15 protein-coding genes are annotated in these 19,061 nt (G+C 61.7%); 4 read left to right on the forward strand and 11 right to left on the reverse strand.

What is annotated here, in order from left to right; translation table 11 throughout:
- Positions 1-7 precede the first annotated feature (7 nt).
- Positions 8-268, reverse strand: a complete 261-nt coding sequence (locus ACLI1Q_RS05330) for a DUF2249 domain-containing protein (RefSeq protein ID WP_239267782.1) — start codon at positions 266-268, stop codon at positions 8-10.
- Positions 269-338: 70 nt separating this feature from the next.
- Between ACLI1Q_RS05330 and ACLI1Q_RS05335 the strand changes: the two genes are divergently transcribed.
- From ACLI1Q_RS05335 to ACLI1Q_RS05345, 3 genes are read left to right on the forward strand one after another with little or no spacing between them, the layout of a single operon-like run.
- Complete coding sequence (locus ACLI1Q_RS05335; RefSeq protein WP_239267780.1) at positions 339-1,415, forward strand: hypothetical protein; 1,077 nt, start codon at positions 339-341, stop codon at positions 1,413-1,415.
- The gene (locus ACLI1Q_RS05340) at positions 1,405-2,604 is read left to right on the forward strand and encodes a beta-carotene 15,15'-monooxygenase (protein WP_411697128.1); all 1,200 of its coding nucleotides are present in this window, start codon (positions 1,405-1,407) and stop codon (positions 2,602-2,604) included. The genes ACLI1Q_RS05335 and ACLI1Q_RS05340 overlap by 11 nt, the downstream gene beginning before the upstream one ends.
- Positions 2,605-3,987, forward strand: coding sequence for a multicopper oxidase domain-containing protein (locus ACLI1Q_RS05345; protein WP_411697129.1), 1,383 nt, complete (start codon positions 2,605-2,607; stop codon positions 3,985-3,987). It abuts the gene before it with no gap.
- 403 nt (positions 3,988-4,390) lie between these two features.
- On the opposite strand, the gene narI is transcribed toward ACLI1Q_RS05345, so the two are convergent.
- The 5 genes from narI to ACLI1Q_RS05370 are packed head-to-tail and all read right to left on the reverse strand — an operon-like array spanning position 4,391 to position 12,690.
- Complete coding sequence (gene narI / locus ACLI1Q_RS05350; protein WP_005280178.1) at positions 4,391-5,170, reverse strand: respiratory nitrate reductase subunit gamma; 780 nt, start codon at positions 5,168-5,170, stop codon at positions 4,391-4,393.
- Positions 5,171-5,180: 10 nt separating this feature from the next.
- A complete protein-coding gene (narJ, locus tag ACLI1Q_RS05355; RefSeq protein WP_005280179.1) occupies positions 5,181-6,008 on the reverse strand; it encodes a nitrate reductase molybdenum cofactor assembly chaperone in 828 nt (275 codons plus the stop codon).
- A 7-nt stretch (positions 6,009-6,015) separates the two neighbouring features.
- Positions 6,016-7,608 carry a nitrate reductase subunit beta gene (gene narH, locus ACLI1Q_RS05360; protein WP_411697130.1) on the reverse strand — a complete coding sequence of 531 codons (1,593 nt, stop codon included), beginning with the start codon at positions 7,606-7,608 and terminating at the stop codon, positions 6,016-6,018.
- The gene (locus ACLI1Q_RS05365) at positions 7,608-11,345 is read right to left on the reverse strand and encodes a nitrate reductase subunit alpha (RefSeq protein WP_239267774.1); all 3,738 of its coding nucleotides are present in this window, start codon (positions 11,343-11,345) and stop codon (positions 7,608-7,610) included. The genes narH and ACLI1Q_RS05365 overlap by 1 nt, the downstream gene beginning before the upstream one ends.
- 19 nt (positions 11,346-11,364) lie before the next feature.
- A complete protein-coding gene (locus ACLI1Q_RS05370; RefSeq protein WP_239267773.1) occupies positions 11,365-12,690 on the reverse strand; it encodes a nitrate/nitrite transporter in 1,326 nt (441 codons plus the stop codon).
- Between the two features lie 228 nt (positions 12,691-12,918).
- Here ACLI1Q_RS05370 and ACLI1Q_RS05375 point away from each other — a divergent pair, with 228 nt between their 5' ends.
- The gene (locus ACLI1Q_RS05375) at positions 12,919-13,398 is read left to right on the forward strand and encodes a molybdopterin-binding protein (protein ID WP_239267771.1); all 480 of its coding nucleotides are present in this window, start codon (positions 12,919-12,921) and stop codon (positions 13,396-13,398) included.
- Between the two features lie 63 nt (positions 13,399-13,461).
- Here ACLI1Q_RS05375 and ACLI1Q_RS05380 read toward each other — a convergent pair whose 3' ends face one another.
- From ACLI1Q_RS05380 to ACLI1Q_RS05400, 5 genes are all read right to left on the reverse strand, one after another.
- Positions 13,462-14,037, reverse strand: a complete 576-nt coding sequence (locus tag ACLI1Q_RS05380) for a molybdenum cofactor guanylyltransferase (protein WP_239267769.1) — start codon at positions 14,035-14,037, stop codon at positions 13,462-13,464.
- A complete protein-coding gene (moaC, locus tag ACLI1Q_RS05385; protein WP_239267767.1) occupies positions 14,037-14,516 on the reverse strand; it encodes a cyclic pyranopterin monophosphate synthase MoaC in 480 nt (159 codons plus the stop codon). Before moaC ends, ACLI1Q_RS05380 begins: the two co-directional genes overlap by 1 nt.
- A 15-nt stretch (positions 14,517-14,531) precedes the next feature.
- Entirely contained in the window at positions 14,532-15,737 is a 1,206-nt protein-coding gene (locus tag ACLI1Q_RS05390) for a molybdopterin molybdotransferase MoeA (protein ID WP_239267766.1), read from the reverse strand.
- An 11-nt stretch (positions 15,738-15,748) separates the two neighbouring features.
- Positions 15,749-16,864, reverse strand: a complete 1,116-nt coding sequence (gene moaA, locus ACLI1Q_RS05395; RefSeq protein ID WP_239267764.1) for a GTP 3',8-cyclase MoaA — start codon at positions 16,862-16,864, stop codon at positions 15,749-15,751.
- A gap of 61 nt (positions 16,865-16,925) precedes the next feature.
- Entirely contained in the window at positions 16,926-18,713 is a 1,788-nt protein-coding gene (locus ACLI1Q_RS05400; protein WP_284869747.1) for a long-chain fatty-acid--CoA ligase, read from the reverse strand.
- Positions 18,714-19,061 lie beyond the last annotated feature (348 nt).

Below are 19,061 nucleotides of genomic sequence, written 5' to 3' on the forward strand. Positions count from 1 at the left end.
AAATACGTTACGAAATTCGCGTGAACTTGATGTGATAGTCGTTTTCTTCTTCCTTGAGGTACGACAGCTCAAATTTCTCCGCGCGCTCTTCTACTTCCTTGAGCAGCGGCAGCGGGTTGTGCGGGGCGATGAGGACCATGGCTTGGCCCACGTTCAGCGTACCCAAAGCGCCGTGGATGGCGCCGTGGCGCACGGCGTGGGGGATTTCGGTGGCGTTGAGCGTGGGGATGGAGTTCTGCTGGGAGGAATCGGTGATGGGAAGTTCCATGGCGAGGATCATCCTTTCGGAGGTGGGGCGAGGGTTTTACCTTGCCACCAATATTAGTACGATTAAAGCCGTGATAAATAATAGGCTCGCGCACCGCTTCTTCTTCCTTGCCTGCGCGGGGCTGTCCTTGCTGGTTGGGCTCGCCGCCGGGGCATCCCTGCTCGGCGTGGGATTTTCGTCGGCAGCCTCCGTCGCCGCCGATCACGGCCCGCTGATGGTCTTTGGCTTTGTCGGCGGCGCCATTGGGCTAGAGCGCGCCGTCGCCGTGCGCACGCGGTGGGCCTGGGCAGGACCCATCTTCCACGTAGCCGGTTTCGTGGGCATCGTGGCAGGCTTACCGCGGCAGGTCCCGGCCTTGTGCTTCGCCGCCGGCTTCATCGTGCTGGGGTTGATCTATGCCACCATCCACCGGCGCCAGCCGGCCCTGCCCATCATTGTGCAGGCCACCGGCGTCATCGGTGGGGTAGCAGCGGCACTGCTGTGGGCCATGGAGCCGGCCTTTTCTACGGCGATGCCGCTGTGCGTGCTCTACGTGGTAGCGACGATCATCGGCGAGCGCATGGAGCTTGCCCGCATCACCATGGCCGGCACCCAGGCGGAAAAGCGCATTACCCTGTGGGTTTTGGGGTTGGCGGCGCTCAGCGTGGTCTATATCCTTTCCCCGGCCGTGGGCTACCGCGCGATGGGTGCGGCGCTTATCGGCGTTGCGGTTTCTACCGTGCGCGTGGATGTGGCGAAGAACCTAGTGCGCTCGCGCGGGCTGCCGCGCTATTCCGCAGCCTGCATGCTCGCCGGGTATTTTTGGCTGGCCCTGGGCGGATATTTCTGGCTGCTTTATGGCGAAAGCTCGGGCTTTGCCTACGACGCCTCGGTGCACGCCATCTTTTTAGGCTTTGTCATGTCCATGATTTTTGCCCATGCCCCCATCATCATTACCTCCGTCATCCGCCGCCACTTGCCCTACCATCCGGTGCTTTTTCTCCCCGTAGCGGTCCTGCACGGCGGGCTGGCGCTGCGCATTCTTGCCGATGTCGCCCGCCACACCGTTGCCTACCAGGTAGGTGGCCTGACCACCATCGCCGCCGTCTTGGTATTCCTCGCCTGCGGCATTACGTTGACGGTGAAGGAGGCCCACCGTGCGCATTAATGACATCTCCCTGGCCGCCCGCAGCCGCTGGCATATCCTTACCGCCGCGCTTATCGGCGCGTGGGTACTCATCGGCATCGGCATCAACGTGGCGGGCCACCTGGGCGCCCCCGTGGTGTGGTGGGAACTCATCCACCCGCTGACCATTGGCGCGCTGACCACCGCCATCATCGTATTTTCCACCCATTTCACCGAGGCGCTCACCCGCACCGTCAATAATGGTTACCGCGGCGTGGGCGCGCGCGTGGCGCTCATCCAGGTGGGCCTCATCCTGCTCATGATCGATCGCGCGGGCTATGACTGGGGCCTGCTTGCCGATGCCGCCTCCCTCCTCATCATCGCCGCCCTTGCCTGGCAGCTCGTATTCACCTATACGCGTTTGCGCGGCTCGCTTTCCGGATCCTTTGCGGTGACGGTGCCGTTTTATGCGGCCGCATCCATCTTCATGATCGCCTCCGTGGTGCTCGTGATCTTAAGCGGCAATGGCGTGGGTAACTATTCCTTCCTAGTGGCAGCGCACTCGCGCGGCATGGTCTGGGGGTTTGCGTGGCTGACCATCGTGGGCACCATCGTGACGCTGCTTCCCACCTTGTCTAATACCGCGATTTCGCCCACCGCGCGGATGCGGTGCACACGCGGGCTCATCGTCCACTGCACCGGGCTAATACTGACCATGGTCTGTGGCGCGGTGGGGTGGACGCGCGCGGCGGGCATCGCCCAGCTGCTTGTCGTGCTAGCTGCAATTATGATCATCCAACCGGTACTGGCCACTGTGCTGGGGTGCAACCCCCGGCTCACCACAGCATCGGTATCCGTTATCGCAGGACTGCTGTGGATGGTGGCCCTGTGCGCCGGCGATGCCGTCGCCGCAGCGCTCGGCGCTTACCCGCGCGTCATCACGCTGTTTGTGGTTCCGGCCTTCATCGGCGGCGGCATTTTGCAGCTGGTCACCGGCGTCTTGCACCATCTCTTGCCCACGCTGGTGGGAGGCGGTCCTGCCAAGGTGCACCACGGCCGGGATACCGCGGACCGCGCCGGTTTTGCCCGACTCGTCCTCATCAACCTCGGCGCCCTGCTGAGCCTTGTCAACGCCCTTTCTGCTGGGCTTATCCTCATGGGGATAGGCTTAGCATTAAACGTGCTTGCCGTGGGACGCGCCGTCTACCAACAACAGAATCTGGAGAATTAAATGCTTAGTGTTTCTTCCCCACAGCCACAGGATAAGCCGCCGGAGTCCGGTAACTCCCAATGGGCCTCGTGGTTACTTATCGGTATCGCGCTGGCCGCGGTGATCGCGCTCGCCCTAGTCAATACCATCTCTAAGGACTCTCAACCGGCGGGCTCTGTTGCCGAAGGTGAAACCCACACCATTGACGTAGAAGTCGATGGTATGGCCTTCGTCCCCAACCACGTTGATATCGATCCCGGCACCCACTTGGTGGTTAACTTCACCAATACCGGGGACCAAGTCCACGATCTAAAGATTGGTGATGCCGAAACCGGCCGCGTCGATCCCGGCGATACCGTGCAGCTCGATGCCGGTGTCATCGAATCCAGCATCGAAGGCTACTGCACCATTGCCGGTCACCGCCTGCAAGGTATGACCTTTGACGTCAACGTGGACGATTCCGCGCCAAGCACCGGCGGGCACGATCACCACCACGCCGTGGCAGGGGCATCCAACCCGCACGTTGATGTTCCGAGCGCCGCCGAACTCGGTGCCTCCCGCGAAGGTTTTAGCGCCTATGACGCCTCCCTGGCGCCGGCGGCTAATACCACCACGCACGAAGAAACCTGGTCGATGACCGAGGAAATCGTTGAGGTAGCCCCAGGAGTTAAGCAGATGCAATGGCTTTTTAATGGCCAGGCGCCAGGGCCGACGCTGCGCGGCAAGGTGGGCGATAAGTTCAAGATCACCATCAAGAACGAGGGCAGCATGGCCCATTCCATCGACTTCCACGCCGGTGAGGTCAACCCGGATGAAAACATGAAGTCCATCCAGCCCGGGGAAGAACTAACCTACGAATTCACCGCGAATCGCTCCGGCATTTGGATGTATCACTGCTCAACCGCCCCGATGTCCCTGCACATCGCCAACGGCATGGCCGGTAACGTCATCATCGATCCACCAGATCTCAAGGACGTAGATGCCGAGTACAACTTCATCGCCAACGATGTATTCCTCGGTGAGGAAAAGACCGGCGCCGACGCCCAGCGCGTGGCCGATGGCGACTTCGACCTCATGGCCTTTAATTACTACCCCAGCCAGTACGACGTCGACCCCATCAAGGCCAAGGTGGGCGATACCGTCCGGTTGTGGATCCTGAACGTGGGCCCCGATCAGCCGCTTAGCTTCCACGTGGTGGGCGAGCAATTCGATACTGCCTATAAGGAAGGTGCTTACCTCATCAAGGACGAGGATAAGACCGGTTCGCAAGCCCTCGGCCTGCTCCCCGCACAAGGCGGGTTCGTGGAGATGACCTTCAACGAGCCTGGAACGTATTCCTTTGTCAACCACATCATGACTAACGCGGAAAAGGGACAGCACGGCAAGTTCGTCGTCACCGAATAAAGCGGCCTTAGTTCCCCGCCCTTCGTTCCCGCGCACTTCGTTCCCCCGCCCTTGGCGCTCACCAGGGCACTGTAGAGAGATAGATCCACCTCTCCTCGTGAGCGCAAAGGGCGGGGGTCCTTTGATTGCAGCCTCCCCCTTGGCGCTCACAGGGCGGAAGTATCTACGGCCGCGCCGCTTTCCTCGTGAGCGCGAAGGGTGCGGGGGTTGATCGGCACCTTCCCTTGGCGCTCACCGGGTGGTGATTTCACGGCCGCGCCGCTTTGCCGGTGAGCGCGAAGGGCGAGTGGGGGCGCGGGGTGGGCGCGTGGGTAGCGTCGGAGTAGATTCAGACATAAGGAAACCGCCGCGGGCCATCCAAATACTGGACGACGCGCGGTGGTGAAAAGGACCGAGGAACTACCTAGGCACCGTGGCCAGGGGTTTCTCCCTCCAATTGCTTCCGGTTGGAGCGGATAGGCTCCCACGCGGTATTGGAGCGCATCGGGGTGGTGCGTTCATCGCGGGAGCGGTACACCACGTAGGGGCGGGTGACGTAGCCAACCGGTGCCGAGAATGCGTGGACGAGGCGGGTAAAGGGCCATACTGCGATGATGGTGAAACCGCAGAGGACGTGGACCTTAAATTGCCACGGGGCGCTGGCCATGAGGTCGGGCTGAATGTTGAAAATCAACAGCTGGCGCAGCCATGGGGAAATGGTCTCGCGGTAGTCGTATCCGCCGGTGCCAGCGAGGTCAAAAAGCTGCAGGGTAAAGGTGGCAAACGAGCCCGATACCAGCGCGAGGCCGAGCAGCGCGTACATGACCTTGTCCGAGGTGGAGGTGGACAAGAATACGGAGCGGTTCTTTAGCCTGCGGTACAGCAATCCGGCAAAGCCCAGCAGGACCGCCAGTGCGGCGATGGAGCCGGGGATGGTGGCCAGGAGGTGGTAGGCGTGGTCGCTGATGCCAACGGCCTGGGTCCAGGACTTGGGGAATGCCAAGCCCATCAGGTGGCCGATGACCACGAAAACCATGCCCCAGTGGAAGAGCGGCGAGGATAAACGCAGCAGCTTGGATTCATAGATTTGGGAGGAGTGGGTGGTCCAGCCGAATTGGTCGGATCGCCACCGCCAGAAGATGCCCACGAAGAATGCCGCGATGGCTAACCACGGGAAGGCACCCCAGAGGAAGTTATCAAACATGATGTGGCTCCTAGACGAGGTCTGGTTGGGTAGTGGGGAAGGGAAGGTCTGCAATGCCGACCATCTCGGCGGGTGGGCCGGTGCGGATGAGATCGACGTACTTTTGCGCGGTATCAGAATCGACTTCTGGAAGGGCCTTGCACAGCGCCACGATCAAGCTGACGTACGGCGAGCGCTCGTGGGCGAGGGCCGCGCGCAGCACCTCGATTCCCTCGCGGTAGCTGGCTACCAATTCGACGGCGCGCTCGTGCGTGTCCCCCTCGCTCATGGCGAGGGCTTCGAGGACGACGCAGAGGTGATCGGGTAGTTCTTCATCCGAAATTTCGAAGCCGAGCGATTCCAATTGCTGGCGGAAGGACAAGATGGCCATTCCGCGCTGGCGGGTATCGCCGACGGCGAAGTAGGACAGGTACAGCGCGCAGCGGCGGCGTTGATCAAAGGTCTCGACGTAGTGCTCTTCCAAGCCGCGCGGGCCGATACTGCGGGCCCATTCGGCGAAGTTGATGAAGTCGGTGGCAATGGCCAGCGGCAGGTCATCTACCTGGTCTTCGACCACGGAGAGGCGGTCAAAAATGTCTTCGCCTGGGTAATTAAGCAGCACGGACACGGCCATGGCGACTATCCGCCGCTGGTCTTCGGTGACCTCGACAGGCGTGACGAATTCGCGCGGGACTTGACCGGTGTGGGTGCGCAGCGTCTTTTCGACGTCCTTGGCACCGCCCATGGAACCGATGCCGGCGGGAGTTCCGAACCCGGCCACGGGGGCATCGGCACCCTGCGGGGCAGATTGCCGCTGCAGGGATTCCTGGCGCTTGCGGAGTTTATCGAAGATATTCACGGCTAACCTACTTCCGCGGCGGGAACATGGCATCGGGGCGGTCGCCGCTCCAGGAGAGCAGCGAGACCTTACCTTGCGGTTCGGCGCCGTGGGTGCAAGCTTCGGGCGCGCCCATGCCAAGGTTGTGGAAGACGTCCTCGGAGGCCTTGGCCGGGTCCACATCGCCGAACGGATCCAAATCGGTAATGCCGCGCGGGGATTCCGGCGAGGCGGTGGGGATAACGTAGCGGTCATCGTATTTAGCGATGGACAACAGGCGGTACATGCCTTCCATATCCCTGCCCGTCATGCCGACTGCCTGGGCGATTTCCTCCTGCGGCTCGTTGCCCAGGTTGATATCGCGCATATACGAACGCATGGCGACGAGCCGGCGCAGCGACTTTTCCACCGGGACGGTATCGCCGGCGGTAAATAGGCCCGCCAAGTATTCCAGCGGAATGCGCATATTCGATAGCGCCGAGAAAAGGATCTTGTGGTCCTCACCGTCGTTGCCGGTTGCGGTCACCTTGTCAACGATGGGCGACAGCGGCGGGATGTACCAGACCATCGGCAGCGTGCGGTACTCCGGGTGGAGCGGCAGAGCGACGCCGTACTTGAAGATGAGGTCGTAGATCGGCGACTGCTGCGCGGCATCGATCCAGGAGTGCGGGATGCCCTCCGCCTGGGCCGCGCGGACTACCTCTGGGTCGTGGGGGTCGAGCATGATCGACTTTTGTGCCTCGAAAAGGTCATGCTCATTCTCGGTGGAGGCGGCCTCGGCGACGCGGTCGGCATCGTAGAGGATAACGCCCAAGTAGCGTAGGCGGCCCACGCAGGTCTCGGAGCACACCGTGGGCTGGCCCACCTCGAGGCGCGGGTAGCACAGCGTGCACTTTTCGGCCTTACCGGTCTTGTGGTTGAAGTAGACCTTCTTATACGGGCAACCGGATACGCACATGCGCCAGCCGCGGCAGCGGTCCTGGTCCACCAAGACGATGCCGTCTTCGGTGCGCTTGTACATCGCACCGGAGGGGCAGGAGGATACGCAGGTCGGGTTCATGCAGTGCTCGCAAATGCGCGGCAGGTAGAACATGAACGAGTCCTCGATTTCCTTCTTGACCTCGAGGTTCATGTTGTGGAGAACGGGGTCATCGTCAAGCGTGGCAGTAGAGCCACCCAGGTTATCGTCCCAGTTGGAGGACCATTCAATCTTGCCGATGTCCCGTCCGTCGATCTGGGAGACCGGCTTGGCGGTCGGCTGGGTCTTCTGGCCCGCCTCGGCGCCCATCAGGTCCTCGTACTGGTAGGTCCAGGGCTCGTAGTAATCCTGGATGGTGGGCAGGTTGGGGTTGTGGAAGAGGGTAGCCAGTTTCTTGAGGCGCCCGCCGGCCTTGGGCTTGATCTTGCCGGACGCCGTGCGCTCCCAGCCGCCCTTCCACTTTTCCTGGTCTTCCCAGGTGCGCGGGTAGCCGAGGCCGGGGCGGGTTTCGACGTTATTGAACCAGATGTACTCGGTGCCTTCGCGGTTGGTCCATGCCTGTTTACAGGTAACTGAACAGGTGTGGCAGCCAATGCACTTGTCCAAGTTCATGATCATGGAGATTTGGGCCATGACTTTCATTAGTAGGATACCTCCTGGGAACGGCGGCGAACGCGGGTGACTTCATCGCGGTTATTACCGGTAGGGCCGATGTAGTTGAAGTGGTAGGTCAGCTGGCCATAGCCGCCAGCGATGTGCACCGGTTTGATGGAAATGCGGGTCAGCGAGTTGTGCGTGCCGCCGCGGCGGCCGGTGTGCTCGTTGATAGGTGTGCCCACGGTGCGCTCCTGTGCGTGGTTGCACAGCATGGTTCCCTCCGGAATGCGGTGGGAAACAATGGCGCGGGCGGAGACGACGCCGTTGCGGTTATATACCTCGACCCAGTCATTGTCCGTCACGCCGATTTTCTCGGCGTCCTTATTGGACATCCAGACCACCTGGCCACCGCGCGAGATGGAGAGCACGTGCAGGTTGTCAAAGTACTGCGAATGGATGGACCACTTATTGTGCGTGGTCAAGTAACGCAGGGTGACCTCGGCCTCGCCCCGGTCATTGGTCAATTCCGTGCCCGGCGCGAATTCGCCGTGCATGTGGACGTGGTCGAGCGGTGGGCGGAAGATCGGCAGCGCTTCGCCGTAGTCCATGAACCAGTCGTGGTCGATGTAGTACTGCATACGGCCGGTCAGCGTGTGCCAGGGCTTGTCGAACTCGACGTTGATGGAAAAGGCGGTGTAGCGGCGCTTATTGCGCTTATCGGCGGTCCACTCCGGGGAGGTGATGACCTCCTTCGGGCGTTCCTTGATGTCGTCCCACGTGATGCGTACGTCTTCATCGGGAGCGCCCAGCGGGGTGAGATCCTTGCCGGTGCGCGAGGATAGGAACTCAAAGCCTTGCTTGGCTAGCTCGCCGTTGGAGACACCGGAAAGGTGCAGGATGGCGTCGATGACCTTGGTGTCCTTGGATAGGTCCACCAGCTCGCCCATCGAGGTCTCCGTGGTGCCACAGATAAGCTCGAGCTCTTTGACCTGCTTTTCCACGTTGAACTTGGTGCCGTGCACGCCGGTGCCGGCCTTGGCGGGAAGCGGGCCCAGGTGGGCCCACTTTTCGTAGACCTTGGTGTAATCGCGCTCGACCACATGCAGCTTCGGCATCGTGACCCCAGGGATAAGGCCCTGTTCTTCGGGGTCGGGGACGATGCCATTGGGCATGCCGAGCTCGTCTGGGCTGTCGTGGTGGCTCGGCTGGGTAATGACATCGCGTTGCACGCCAAGCCACTTGGTGGCTTTATCAGAGAGTGCCGCGGCCAGGTCCCGGAAGACCTCATAGTCCGAGCGTGCCTCCCACGGCGGGTTAATCGCCGCGTTAAACGAGTGCAGGTACGGGTGCATGTCGGTAGAGGACATATCGTGCTTTTCGTACCAGGTAGCGGCCGGGAAGATGAGATCCGAGACCAGCGTGGTGGAGGTATTGCGGAAGTCCGTGGTCATCATCAGATCCAACTTGCCCTCCGGTGCCTCATCCACCCACTTAATGCTGCGTGGGCGGTCTTCGGGGGCTAGTTCTTCCGCGGTGGCGTCCGAGTCGATGCCCAGCAGGTGGCGCAGGAAGAACTCGGTGCCCTTGGCGGACGAGCCGAGCAGGTTGGTGCGCCAGTTGAGCAGGATGCGCGGCCAGTTCTCCTCGGCAGACGGGTTGTCATAGGAGAATTCCAGGCGGCCGTTTTCTAGCTCTTGGACCACGTAGTCGTTGATGTCCATGCCGGCCTCATCGGCTTCATCGGCAAGGAAGAGGGAGTTGCGGTTGAACTGCGGGTAGGCCGGCATCCAGCCACGGCGCATGGATTCTGCCATGGTATCGGAGACCATCTTGTCCCCAATGGAACCGTGGCTAGCAAGCGGCGATCCCAAGTGGGAGGCGCGCGAATTATCGTAGCGATACTGCTCGGTGGCGAAGTAGTAGAAGCCGGTGGAAATCATGTGGCGCGGCGGGCGCTGCCAGTCGGCGGCCATGGCCCACTGGGTCCAGCCGTTGATCGGGCGAAGTTTTTCCTGGCCCACGTAGTGCGCCCAACCGCCGCCATTGACGCCCTGGGTACCGCACATGGAGGTCAGTGCCAAGAAGGTGCGGTAGATATTATCGGCGTGGAAGTAGTGGTTGACGCCAGCGCCCATGATGATCTGCGAACGGCCCTTAGAATCCGCGGCGTTTTGCGCGAATTCGCGGCCGATGCGGATAGCGGTATCGGCGGCCACGCCTGTGAGCTCTTCCTGCCAGGCGGGGGTGCCGACTTCGCTGGAATCGTGGAAGTCCTTCGGCCAGCTACCCGGCAGGTGGAGATCCTCGCGGTTGACGCCGTAGTGGGCGAGCATGATGTCGAAGACGGTGGTAACCAGCTTGCCGTCGACCTCGCGGACTGGCACGCCGCGGTGGACGATGCCCGCGCCAATGGGCTTATCGGTTCCCACGTCCTCTGGGTTGGTATCCAGGTCGAAGCGCGGGAAGAGCACCTCGGCGGTATCAAAGCTATCGGTTTCTGCGATGGACATGACCGGATCGGCGTTATCTAGCGCCAGGTTCCACTTGGCGCTTTCGTTATCCCAGCGGTCTGCCACGGTGCCGCCTGGGTCAACGATGCACCCGTCTTCCTCCATCACCAGGCCACGGTGGGTGGCGTTGGGGGAGGAATTCAAGGTGGCATCGGCAAGCTGCGAGGCGGTGAGGAACTTGCCCGGGGTGTAGGTGCCGTCGCCGCGGTCTTCCAGGGATACCAGGAAGGGTGAGTCGGTGTATTTGCGCATGTAGTTCAGGAAGTACGGTTCCTGGCGGTCTACGTGGAAGGTCTTCAAGATCACGTGGCCCATGGCAAAGGCGAGGGCGGCATCCGTGCCCGGCTCGATGCGAGCCCACTCATCGGCGAACTTGGTGTTATCGGCAAAGTCGGGCGAGACCACGACGACCTTGGTGCCCTTGTAGCGCGATTCCACCATGAAGTGGGCGTCCGGGGTACGGGTGACCGGGATATTCGAGCCCCACATCATGAGGTAGGAAGAGTTGTACCAGTCGCCGGATTCGGGGACGTCGGTCTGGTCGCCGAAGGTCTGCGGCGATGCCGGGGGCAGGTCGGCGTACCAGTCGTAGAAGGAGAGCGCGACGCCGCCGATGGTCTGCAGGAAGCGCATGCCCGCGCCATAGGAGATCTGGGACATGGCCGGGATCACGGTAAAGCCGTTGATGCGGTCCGGCCCGTACTTGCGGATGGTGTAGACGTGCGCGGCCGAGGCGATATCGATGGCCTCTTCATAAGAGATGCGGATAAGCCCGCCCTTGCCGCGCTGGGAGATATACGCCTTGCGCTTTTCTGGGTCCTCCTGGATGGCGCGCCATGCCAGGACGGAATCGCCGTGCTTTGCCTTTTCCTCGCGGAACATATCCACCAGCACGCCGCGGGCATACGGGTAGCGCACGCGGGTAGGAGAGTAGGTGTACCAGGAAAAGGAGGCGCCGCGCGGGCAGCCGCGGGGCTCGTATTCCGGCATGTCATTGCCGGTGGTGGGGTAATCCACCGCCTGGGACTCCCAGGTGATGACGCCGTCTTTGACGTAAACCTTCCACGAGCATGAACCGGTGCAGTTCACGCCGTGGGTGGAGCGCACCATCTTGTCGAAGGCCCAGCGGTTGCGGTAGAAGACGTCTGCCTGGCGGCCGCCCTTTAAGAAAAGCTGCTGACCAGAATCGGTAGCTTCGCCTTTGCGCAGGTAGGCACCGAGCTTAAAGAGTGGATTTGAGTTGCCTTTTTCGGGCGCGAAGTATGCAGTCATGGGGAATGAAAGCTCCTAATTATCCGGGGAAAGGGGCGTTGGGGCGGGCGTAGTAGATCCACACCAGCACGGTGGTGATGGCGAAGTAGACGGCGCAGCCCCAGAAGAACGTCGGTGCAGACATCATGGAGAGCAAGACACCCGCGACAAACGGGCCGAAGGCGCCGATGGCACCGGTCCAACCGATGACACCGCCTGCTTGGCGCTTGGGCAAAATCATGGGCATCTGCTTAAACGTGCCGGCATTGCCCAGGCCAGTGAAGAAGAAGAAAATGAGCATGGTGCCCAGGAACCACCAGACCTCATCCGGCTCGTCCGGGGTGAGGAAGAAGGTGGCCACGACGGTAAAGATGGTCATGCCCAGGCAGCCAATGAAGGTCCAGATGGCGCCGCCGAACTTATCGCACAGCGGGCCCCACAGCGCGCGGACGAGCGCGCCGATGAGTGGTCCCAGGAAGGCGTAGCTCGCGCCGGCAGGGAGGTTATCGTAGGTGCCGGCAAATTCGGAGCCTTCGCCGAAAATCTGGTTAATAAGCAGCGCGGTTTGCGCCGCGAAGCCGGAAAATGCGCCAAAGGTCATGAAGTAGACGACGGTAAGAATCCAGGTGTTCTTATTGCCAAAGATGTCCATCTGTTGGCGGAAATTCGCCTTCACGGGAACGTCCTTGAGCAGGGTCCACGCGAGGAATGCGCCGACGATGGCCCACGGCACCAGGAAGATGGCGGGGTTGTGGACAAAGATTTCGCCGTCATCGGTGCGCTGCGGGGCGACAAAGCCCACGCCCAGCAGGGTAAAGCCCATGAGCCATGGGGCGACCAGCTGGATAAAGGAGATACCGAAGTTACCGATGCCGGCCTGGATACCCAGCGCGGTACCGGACAGGCGTTTGGGGAAGAAGTAACCGGTCGAGGGCATGAATCCGGAGAACACGCCGCCACCGATGCCGGAGAGGAAGGCGAGGGTCAGCAGCCACCAGTATGGGGTGGAGGAGTCTTGCACCGCGAAGAACCAACCCAGCATGGGGATGATAAATAGCAGCGACGAGCTGAAGACGAGCTTGCGCGTGCCCAGGATGGGCGGCAAGAACATGAAGATGAGGCGGAAGATACCGCAGGCCAATCCGGGGATGGCGGTCAGCCAGTAGAGCTGGCTGCGGGATAAGTCGAAACCGATCTGGTTCAACTGTGGGGCAATTGCCGATACGAGGTACCAGGTGGCAAAGCCAATGATAAGGACAAATGTGGAGATCCACAGCGTGCGCCAGGCAATTTTAGAGTCCCAGTGGTCAGAATCTTCTGGATCCCAACCTTGGATGACTTTGCCTGAGGTATCAAGAGCAGTCATGATTTCCTCACAGGTAGTAGGTCGTTCGACTCCTCAATTTACCGGCGACTATGCTCGAACAGGTAAATAAAAACGGTAAAATCCGTATCTAATTACGGCATACAAATGTTGCGTAATTCTTGATCGATTCCGATATCGCAGGTTAGCCCCATGTCCCAAGTGTGTTGGTATCGAAAACTGAATAATGTGATATTAACCACACTCCACAATGGGAAAGGAATGAGACTTATGCCCCAAAGGAAGGCACAGATAATCGTCAGCTCGGACCGCATTTTGTCCGGGGAAAAACCGAACCGCGCCGGGGAGAAAGCGGCAGAAATCCTGCGCACCCACGACATCGATGTCGCGCCACCGAGCATCGTGCCGGAGGGCTATACGCCAGTCGACGACGCGCTGCGCACCGCCGTGGATACCGGCACCGATATCGTCGTGGTCATCGGCGGCACTGGCATCGGGGCGACGAACCTGACCCCAGAGGTCACCGAGCGCTATATCAAGGCCCGCCTCTACGGCCTGGAGACCCAGGTGCTCCTGCGCGGGCTCGGGTCCTCGCCCAAGGCGGGCCTCTCCCGCGGGATCATTGGCATGACCGACCACGGCGGCGGCAGCCTCATCATCAATTGCGCCTCATCCACCGGCGCCGTCGCAGATGCCCTTGGGGTTATTGCGCCGCTGCTTGCCGATGTCTTCCGCTCCCGCGGCGAATAATCTCTCTCACCCCTCCCCGTAACCCGCCCTTCGCGCTCACGGGGTGGGTGGAGTGTGGCTAGATTAGCCGCGCCGGTGAGCGCGAAGGGCGGGGTGTGGCGGAATGGCCTGCAATTCGGCAGGGGTATCGTAATCGCGCTCGGCGCCGGTGCCGGCCACCTCGACGAAATCGGCGCCGCGGATAAGCCTGCGCACGGAGACATTGCGGGTCGACTCCAGCGCGCCCAAGCGCTCAAAGAGCGCAGCGGTATGCCACAACGAACACAGCGGTTGTAAGTACCCATCCGCGGCGCGGGTAATCGCGGCACCGGCGGTGGGCGCGGCGTTTAAGGCGTTATCAAGGCATGGCAGCAGCTGTGGGGAATCGGGCGCATCCACCGCGAAGAGCGCCAGGCGGTCGCACTGGGAGAGTGCGCGCGCCCCGGTCTCGATGCCGGCGACGGGGCCGCCGAAAAGTGGGGACTCGCACACCTGCGGCAGGCCGAGGTAATACGGGGAGATAACAATAGACGGCATGCCATAGGGAAGCTGGTGCCGCAGGCGATCCACCAGGCGCAGGCCAAAGGCGCGCACCTGTGCCTTATCGGCCCCGCCCATGCGGCGCGATTGCCCGCCGGCCAGAATGATCGCGCCGTCCATTAAGCCTCCGGGAGGGTCCTAGACCAATCGCCGGAGCGGCCGCCCGATTTCGCCACGATGCCGCACCGGCGGATAAAGGCGGAGCGATCAACGCCCTTGACCATGTCAATGAGCGCTAAGGCGGCAACGTTGACCGCGGTCAGCGCCTCCATTTCCACGCCGGTGCGGTCGGCGGTGCGCACGGTGGCGGTGATCTTCACGTGGGTATCGGCAAGCTCAAGATCTACCGCGCAGCCGTGCACGCCAATGGTGTGGGCGAGTGGCAGGAGTTCTGGAACCTTCTTTGCCGCGGAAATGCCGGCGATGCGCGCGACCGCCAGCACGTCGCCCTTGGGTACGGTGCCCTCGCGCAGCGCGGTCATGACCTCCGGGGAACAGGCGACCTCGCCCTCGGCGGTGGCGGTGCGCACGGTTGGCTGCTTCTCGGTCACATCGACCATGTAGGCGGTGCCGGCGGAATTGAGGTGGGTAAACTCCATAGAAAATTCTCCTCTTTAATACAGATAGACGGTGGTCTCTTCGCCCGCGGCGGGGGCAGGTCCATCGATGATGCAATACCCATTCGTACCTGCCAGCGAGACCACCCGGTGGCTGCCGCGGCTTAACGCGCCAGTAATCCTGGGTTTTCCCGCAAAGCTGACGGTGACCGGAACGATACAGGGGCGCGTGTGTGCAGGTGGCAGCGGTACCGCGACCTCCGCGCGCAGTTGGACGGCCTCCCGCGGGTGCGGCTGGCCCGATAAGGCGGCGATAAGCGGGCGGGCATAGAGCTGGAAACCGACGAACGCCGCCACCGGATTGCCCGGCAGCGAGAGCACCGGAACGCCCCGCCACGTGCCGATGCCCTGCGGCGCGCCCGGCCGCTGATGAACGTGCCCGAACCACGAATCATCGCCTGTGCCCAGCACCCCGTGCACCACGTCAAAGGCGCCGGTCGATACCCCGCCGGAGGTAATGATGAGATCGTGGGATTCGGTGAGCTCATCAAGCAGCCGGGATAACTCCGCGGGGTCGTCGCCGACGTGGGAGTAGGACTCCGTGTAGGCAAGGGAGGCGAGCATCGGTCCATTGGAATCCGGCAGGCGCCCTGGGGAAAGCTCGTCCGGATACGGGGATAGCTCATTGCCGGAAGAAATCACCGCGATGCGCGGGCGCCGGTAAGCCTCCACGGAATAGATTCCGGTGGAAATAAGCGCTGCGATCACGGCGGCATTCGCGGTGATCCCAGCCGTAGCAACGATGATGCCTGGCTGTATATCTTCGCCTGCGGTGCGGATATGCGATTTTGTGGGCGCGGCGGTGATGGTGACCTCGCTCGGCAACTGTGTGGGCCCAGGCGGGACGGTGGTGTCTTCTACTGGGACGACGATTAAGCCAGTGGCATCACCCACCGGCGCGCCGGTCATGATGCGAACGGCCTGGCCGGCGGGAACTTCTTGGGCGGTAGCCCCAGCGGGGACATCGCCTGCTACCGGCAGCGTCCACGGGCCTGGGCCCGTGCCCGAAATATCAGTGGCGCGGACGAGGAAGCCATCCATCGCGGAATTGGCAAACGGCGGGACGGGAAAACGCGCGGTGGCATCCTCCGCCAATACCCGGCCGCGCAGCGCTGGGCCCACGGGAACGGACTCTGCGCGCGGGGCCGGCGCCAGCGCCAGAACCGCGGAAAGGTGCTCAGAAATGGAACGCGATGCGGACATAAATTATTAGATTAGCCGCCAATGGCAGACATGGGACGATCCGGCTGCAAAAAGCCTTCATCATCAATGCCGTGGCCCGGTTTCTTCGTCCACATTTCCCCGGCCCATGCCTCCATCAACTCCTCATCGCTGGCGCCGGAGCGCATGAGATCCCGCAATTGGGTTTCGGAATTGCCAAAGAGGCAGTTGCGCACGGCGCCATCGGTGGTAAGCCGGGTGCGGTCGCAGTCGCCACAGAAGGGATGGGTCACGGAGGCGATAATGCCCAGCTTGCCGACGGTGCCATCGGGGGCGATAGTATCCCATAACGCGGCCGGGGCCGATCCGCGCGGCTCACGCGCAGGGCGCATGGAAAAGTGGTCTTGGAGCCTGAGCAAAATATCATCGGCGGTGACCATGTCTTCGCGGCGCCATTTTTCGCGCGGGCCGAGTGGCATCTGCTCGATAAAGCGCAGCTGGGCACCCTGGTGCAGGGCATAGTCCGCCAGCGGGACGATATCTTCCTCATTGACGCCGGGCATGACCACGGCATTGATCTTGACGGGATTTAATCCGGCATCCGCTGCGGCGGCGATGGCCTCGAGCACGTGGGATAGGCGGTCTCGGCGGGTGAGTGCGGCATAGCGCTGAGGATCGATGGTATCCAGCGAGATATTGATGCGGTCGAGCCCAGCGTCAGCGAGCTTTGCAGCGCGCTTTTCCAAGCCCAACCCATTGGTGGTCAGTGCCGTGGACGGTGCGATGCCTTCATCCGTTGTGAGTTCCTTGGTGGCGGCGATGATATCCGCCAAGGATTTGCGCAGCAGCGGTTCGCCGCCGGTAAAGCGCACCTGGCGGATGCCGAGCTTTTCCACGCCGAGGCGGATAAGCCGGATGATTTCATCATCGGACAGCGTTTGCTGCGTGGGCATCCACTCTAAGCCTTCGGCCGGCATGCAGTACGTGCAGCGCAGGTTGCAGCGATCCGTAAGCGACACGCGCAGGTCGCGGGCCCTGCGGCCGTAGCGATCAACCAAGGCGCGGGTGCCGTCGCTTGCGGCGGCAGGTAAGTCCTCCGGCGGCTGCGACCGGCCCACGGTGGGCAGGGGCAGGGAGACCGCTGAAGAAGAAGGCGTTGGTGAAGTCATTGCTGCCAGTTTAAGAGTGGGGAACAAGGTACACCAAGCTACAACGCCACCTGGCCGGGGATTATTCCTCGTTTTCCCGGTTAAAATCGCTTTCGTCGATATCGTCAAGGCGCTGGGCTTCACCCGGGCCCTTGAGGCGGATGATGTTGTAATCGCCTTCGGCCAAGTGGGCGCGCAAATCCTTCTTATCGAACTTGCCCACTGATGTCTTATCGATGGATTTTACGAAGGTCCAGTACTCCGGCAGCATCCAGCTGGGCAATTCCTTGCGCAGGCTCTGGCGCAACTTTTCGGCGGTCTCGATGGTGGGCGAGGCCTGCTCGCCCAAGACGGTGACGGCAAGGGGGCGTTCCACCCATTGCTTATCGGGGTAGCCGATCACCGCGGCCTCCACCACATCGGAATTGGCCATGATGAGGTTTTCCAGCTGCACCGAGTAGATCCACTCGCCGCCGGAGCGGATGACATCGCGGGCGCGGTCCTCAACGGTGAGGAAGCCGTCCTTCGTCACGGAACCGACATCGCCGGTGCGCAACCAGCCATCCGCGGTGAACTTGGATTCCGCGGCCTCGACCGGCTTGCCGCGAAACTCGGAAGCCACCTCGCCCGGCTCGGCGGTGGGAGAATGATAATAAGAACCGGTCACGAGGTTGCCGCGCACCTGGAGCTCACCGGCATTTCGGTCGGTCTTGGATACCACTTGGCCATCATTGACCACGCGGTACTGCAGCGATGCGGCAATCTTGCCCTGGGAGATGCGATATGCCCAGCGGGTATCGCCGGAGGCACCCTGCGGCGGGCGGGCGACGCTGCCGACCGTCGAGGTTTCGACCATGCCCCAGACGTGGACGACGTCGACACCGTAATGCTCCTCCCACATCTTGATAAGCTGCGGCGGCACAGGTGAGCCGCCGGCGTAAATTTCCGTCAGCGTCATGCGCTCAGGCGGATTGTGCATGTAGTGCACGAAGAGCTGGATCCAGATGGTGGGCACGCCGTGGGCCACGCGGGGCGACGTGGCCGCGATGACCTTGGCAAGGGTGGGGGCGGAGACATCGGCATCGGGAAGCACGAGCGGGGTACCCGTCATGAAACAGGTAAAGGGAACGCCCCAGCTCAGCACGTGATAGATGGGAATGCAGCACAGGAAGGTCTCACCGTGGGTAATGCACAGCGAATCCGAGGAACGCAGCTGCATGGCCTCGAGGTAGAGCGAGCGGTGGGAGTATAAAACGCCCTTCGGCGCGCCGGTGGTGCCGGTGGAATAGCACAGTGCGGCGGCGGTGCGTTCATCGAGCTCGGGCCAATCGTAGATGGTGGAGCGGCCATCCAGCAGCGCCTCGTAGGAATAAAACTCGATGCCGCGCGGGAAATGATGGGCAAAGCGCTGCGGCGATTGGGAGCCGGTAAAAATAACCGAATGCACGGAAGGCGCGCCGTTTAAAACCGTGCCCAACTGCGGGGCGAGCCGGGGATCGCACACGATGACGGAGACCTCAGCGTGGCTAATGATGTGCCGGATCTGGTCATTCATCAGCTGCTTATTCAGTGGGGTGAAAACCGCACCCTTGCAGGCGGAACCAAACATGACCTCGAGGTGTTCGGCGCAATTCCACATAAAGCTGCCCACCCGCTGATCGCCGGTAATACCGAGGTCATCGTGCAAAACATGGGCAAAGGCGGCCGCGCGGGCGGCGATATCGCGGAAGGTGACCTTTTCTGCGGGGCCAAACTCGGATCCGGTGCCCTCGCCGTGCCAGGTGGTAACAGTGGTATTGCCGTGCACTGACGCGCCGTATTCCAAAATACGGGTTAGAGACAGGGGAATATCCATCATCGTGGAAAGCATGCTTCCACTGTAGCGGTGTCCAAGTACTCACGGTGTAGCTAATGCGCTATACTTGCTTTCGACTGATAGGAAAGCGGGAAAATCTTCCCAGTCCTATGCAATCGGGCCCAGTGACAGGTCCCATTGTTAAACATTGCCCACAGTCGTTTCTTGAATTCTTCCGCCCCCGCGTACGAGCTACAAGGGGGAATTCCCATACGGTAACCGGAAGAGGCCTCATGCTTATTGCCCGGCAGGGTGCGCTCGCACCTTGGCACGAGGGCGAGAAGATAAGAAAAATACACATCGGCTTCCAGTGCACCCGCCCAAGCTTCCCCGAAATGGGGGAGGGCGGATCCCAACTATGGA

The organism is Corynebacterium limaceinasi (assembly GCF_046717465.1).
Classification (GTDB): Bacteria; Actinomycetota; Actinomycetes; order Mycobacteriales; family Mycobacteriaceae; genus Corynebacterium.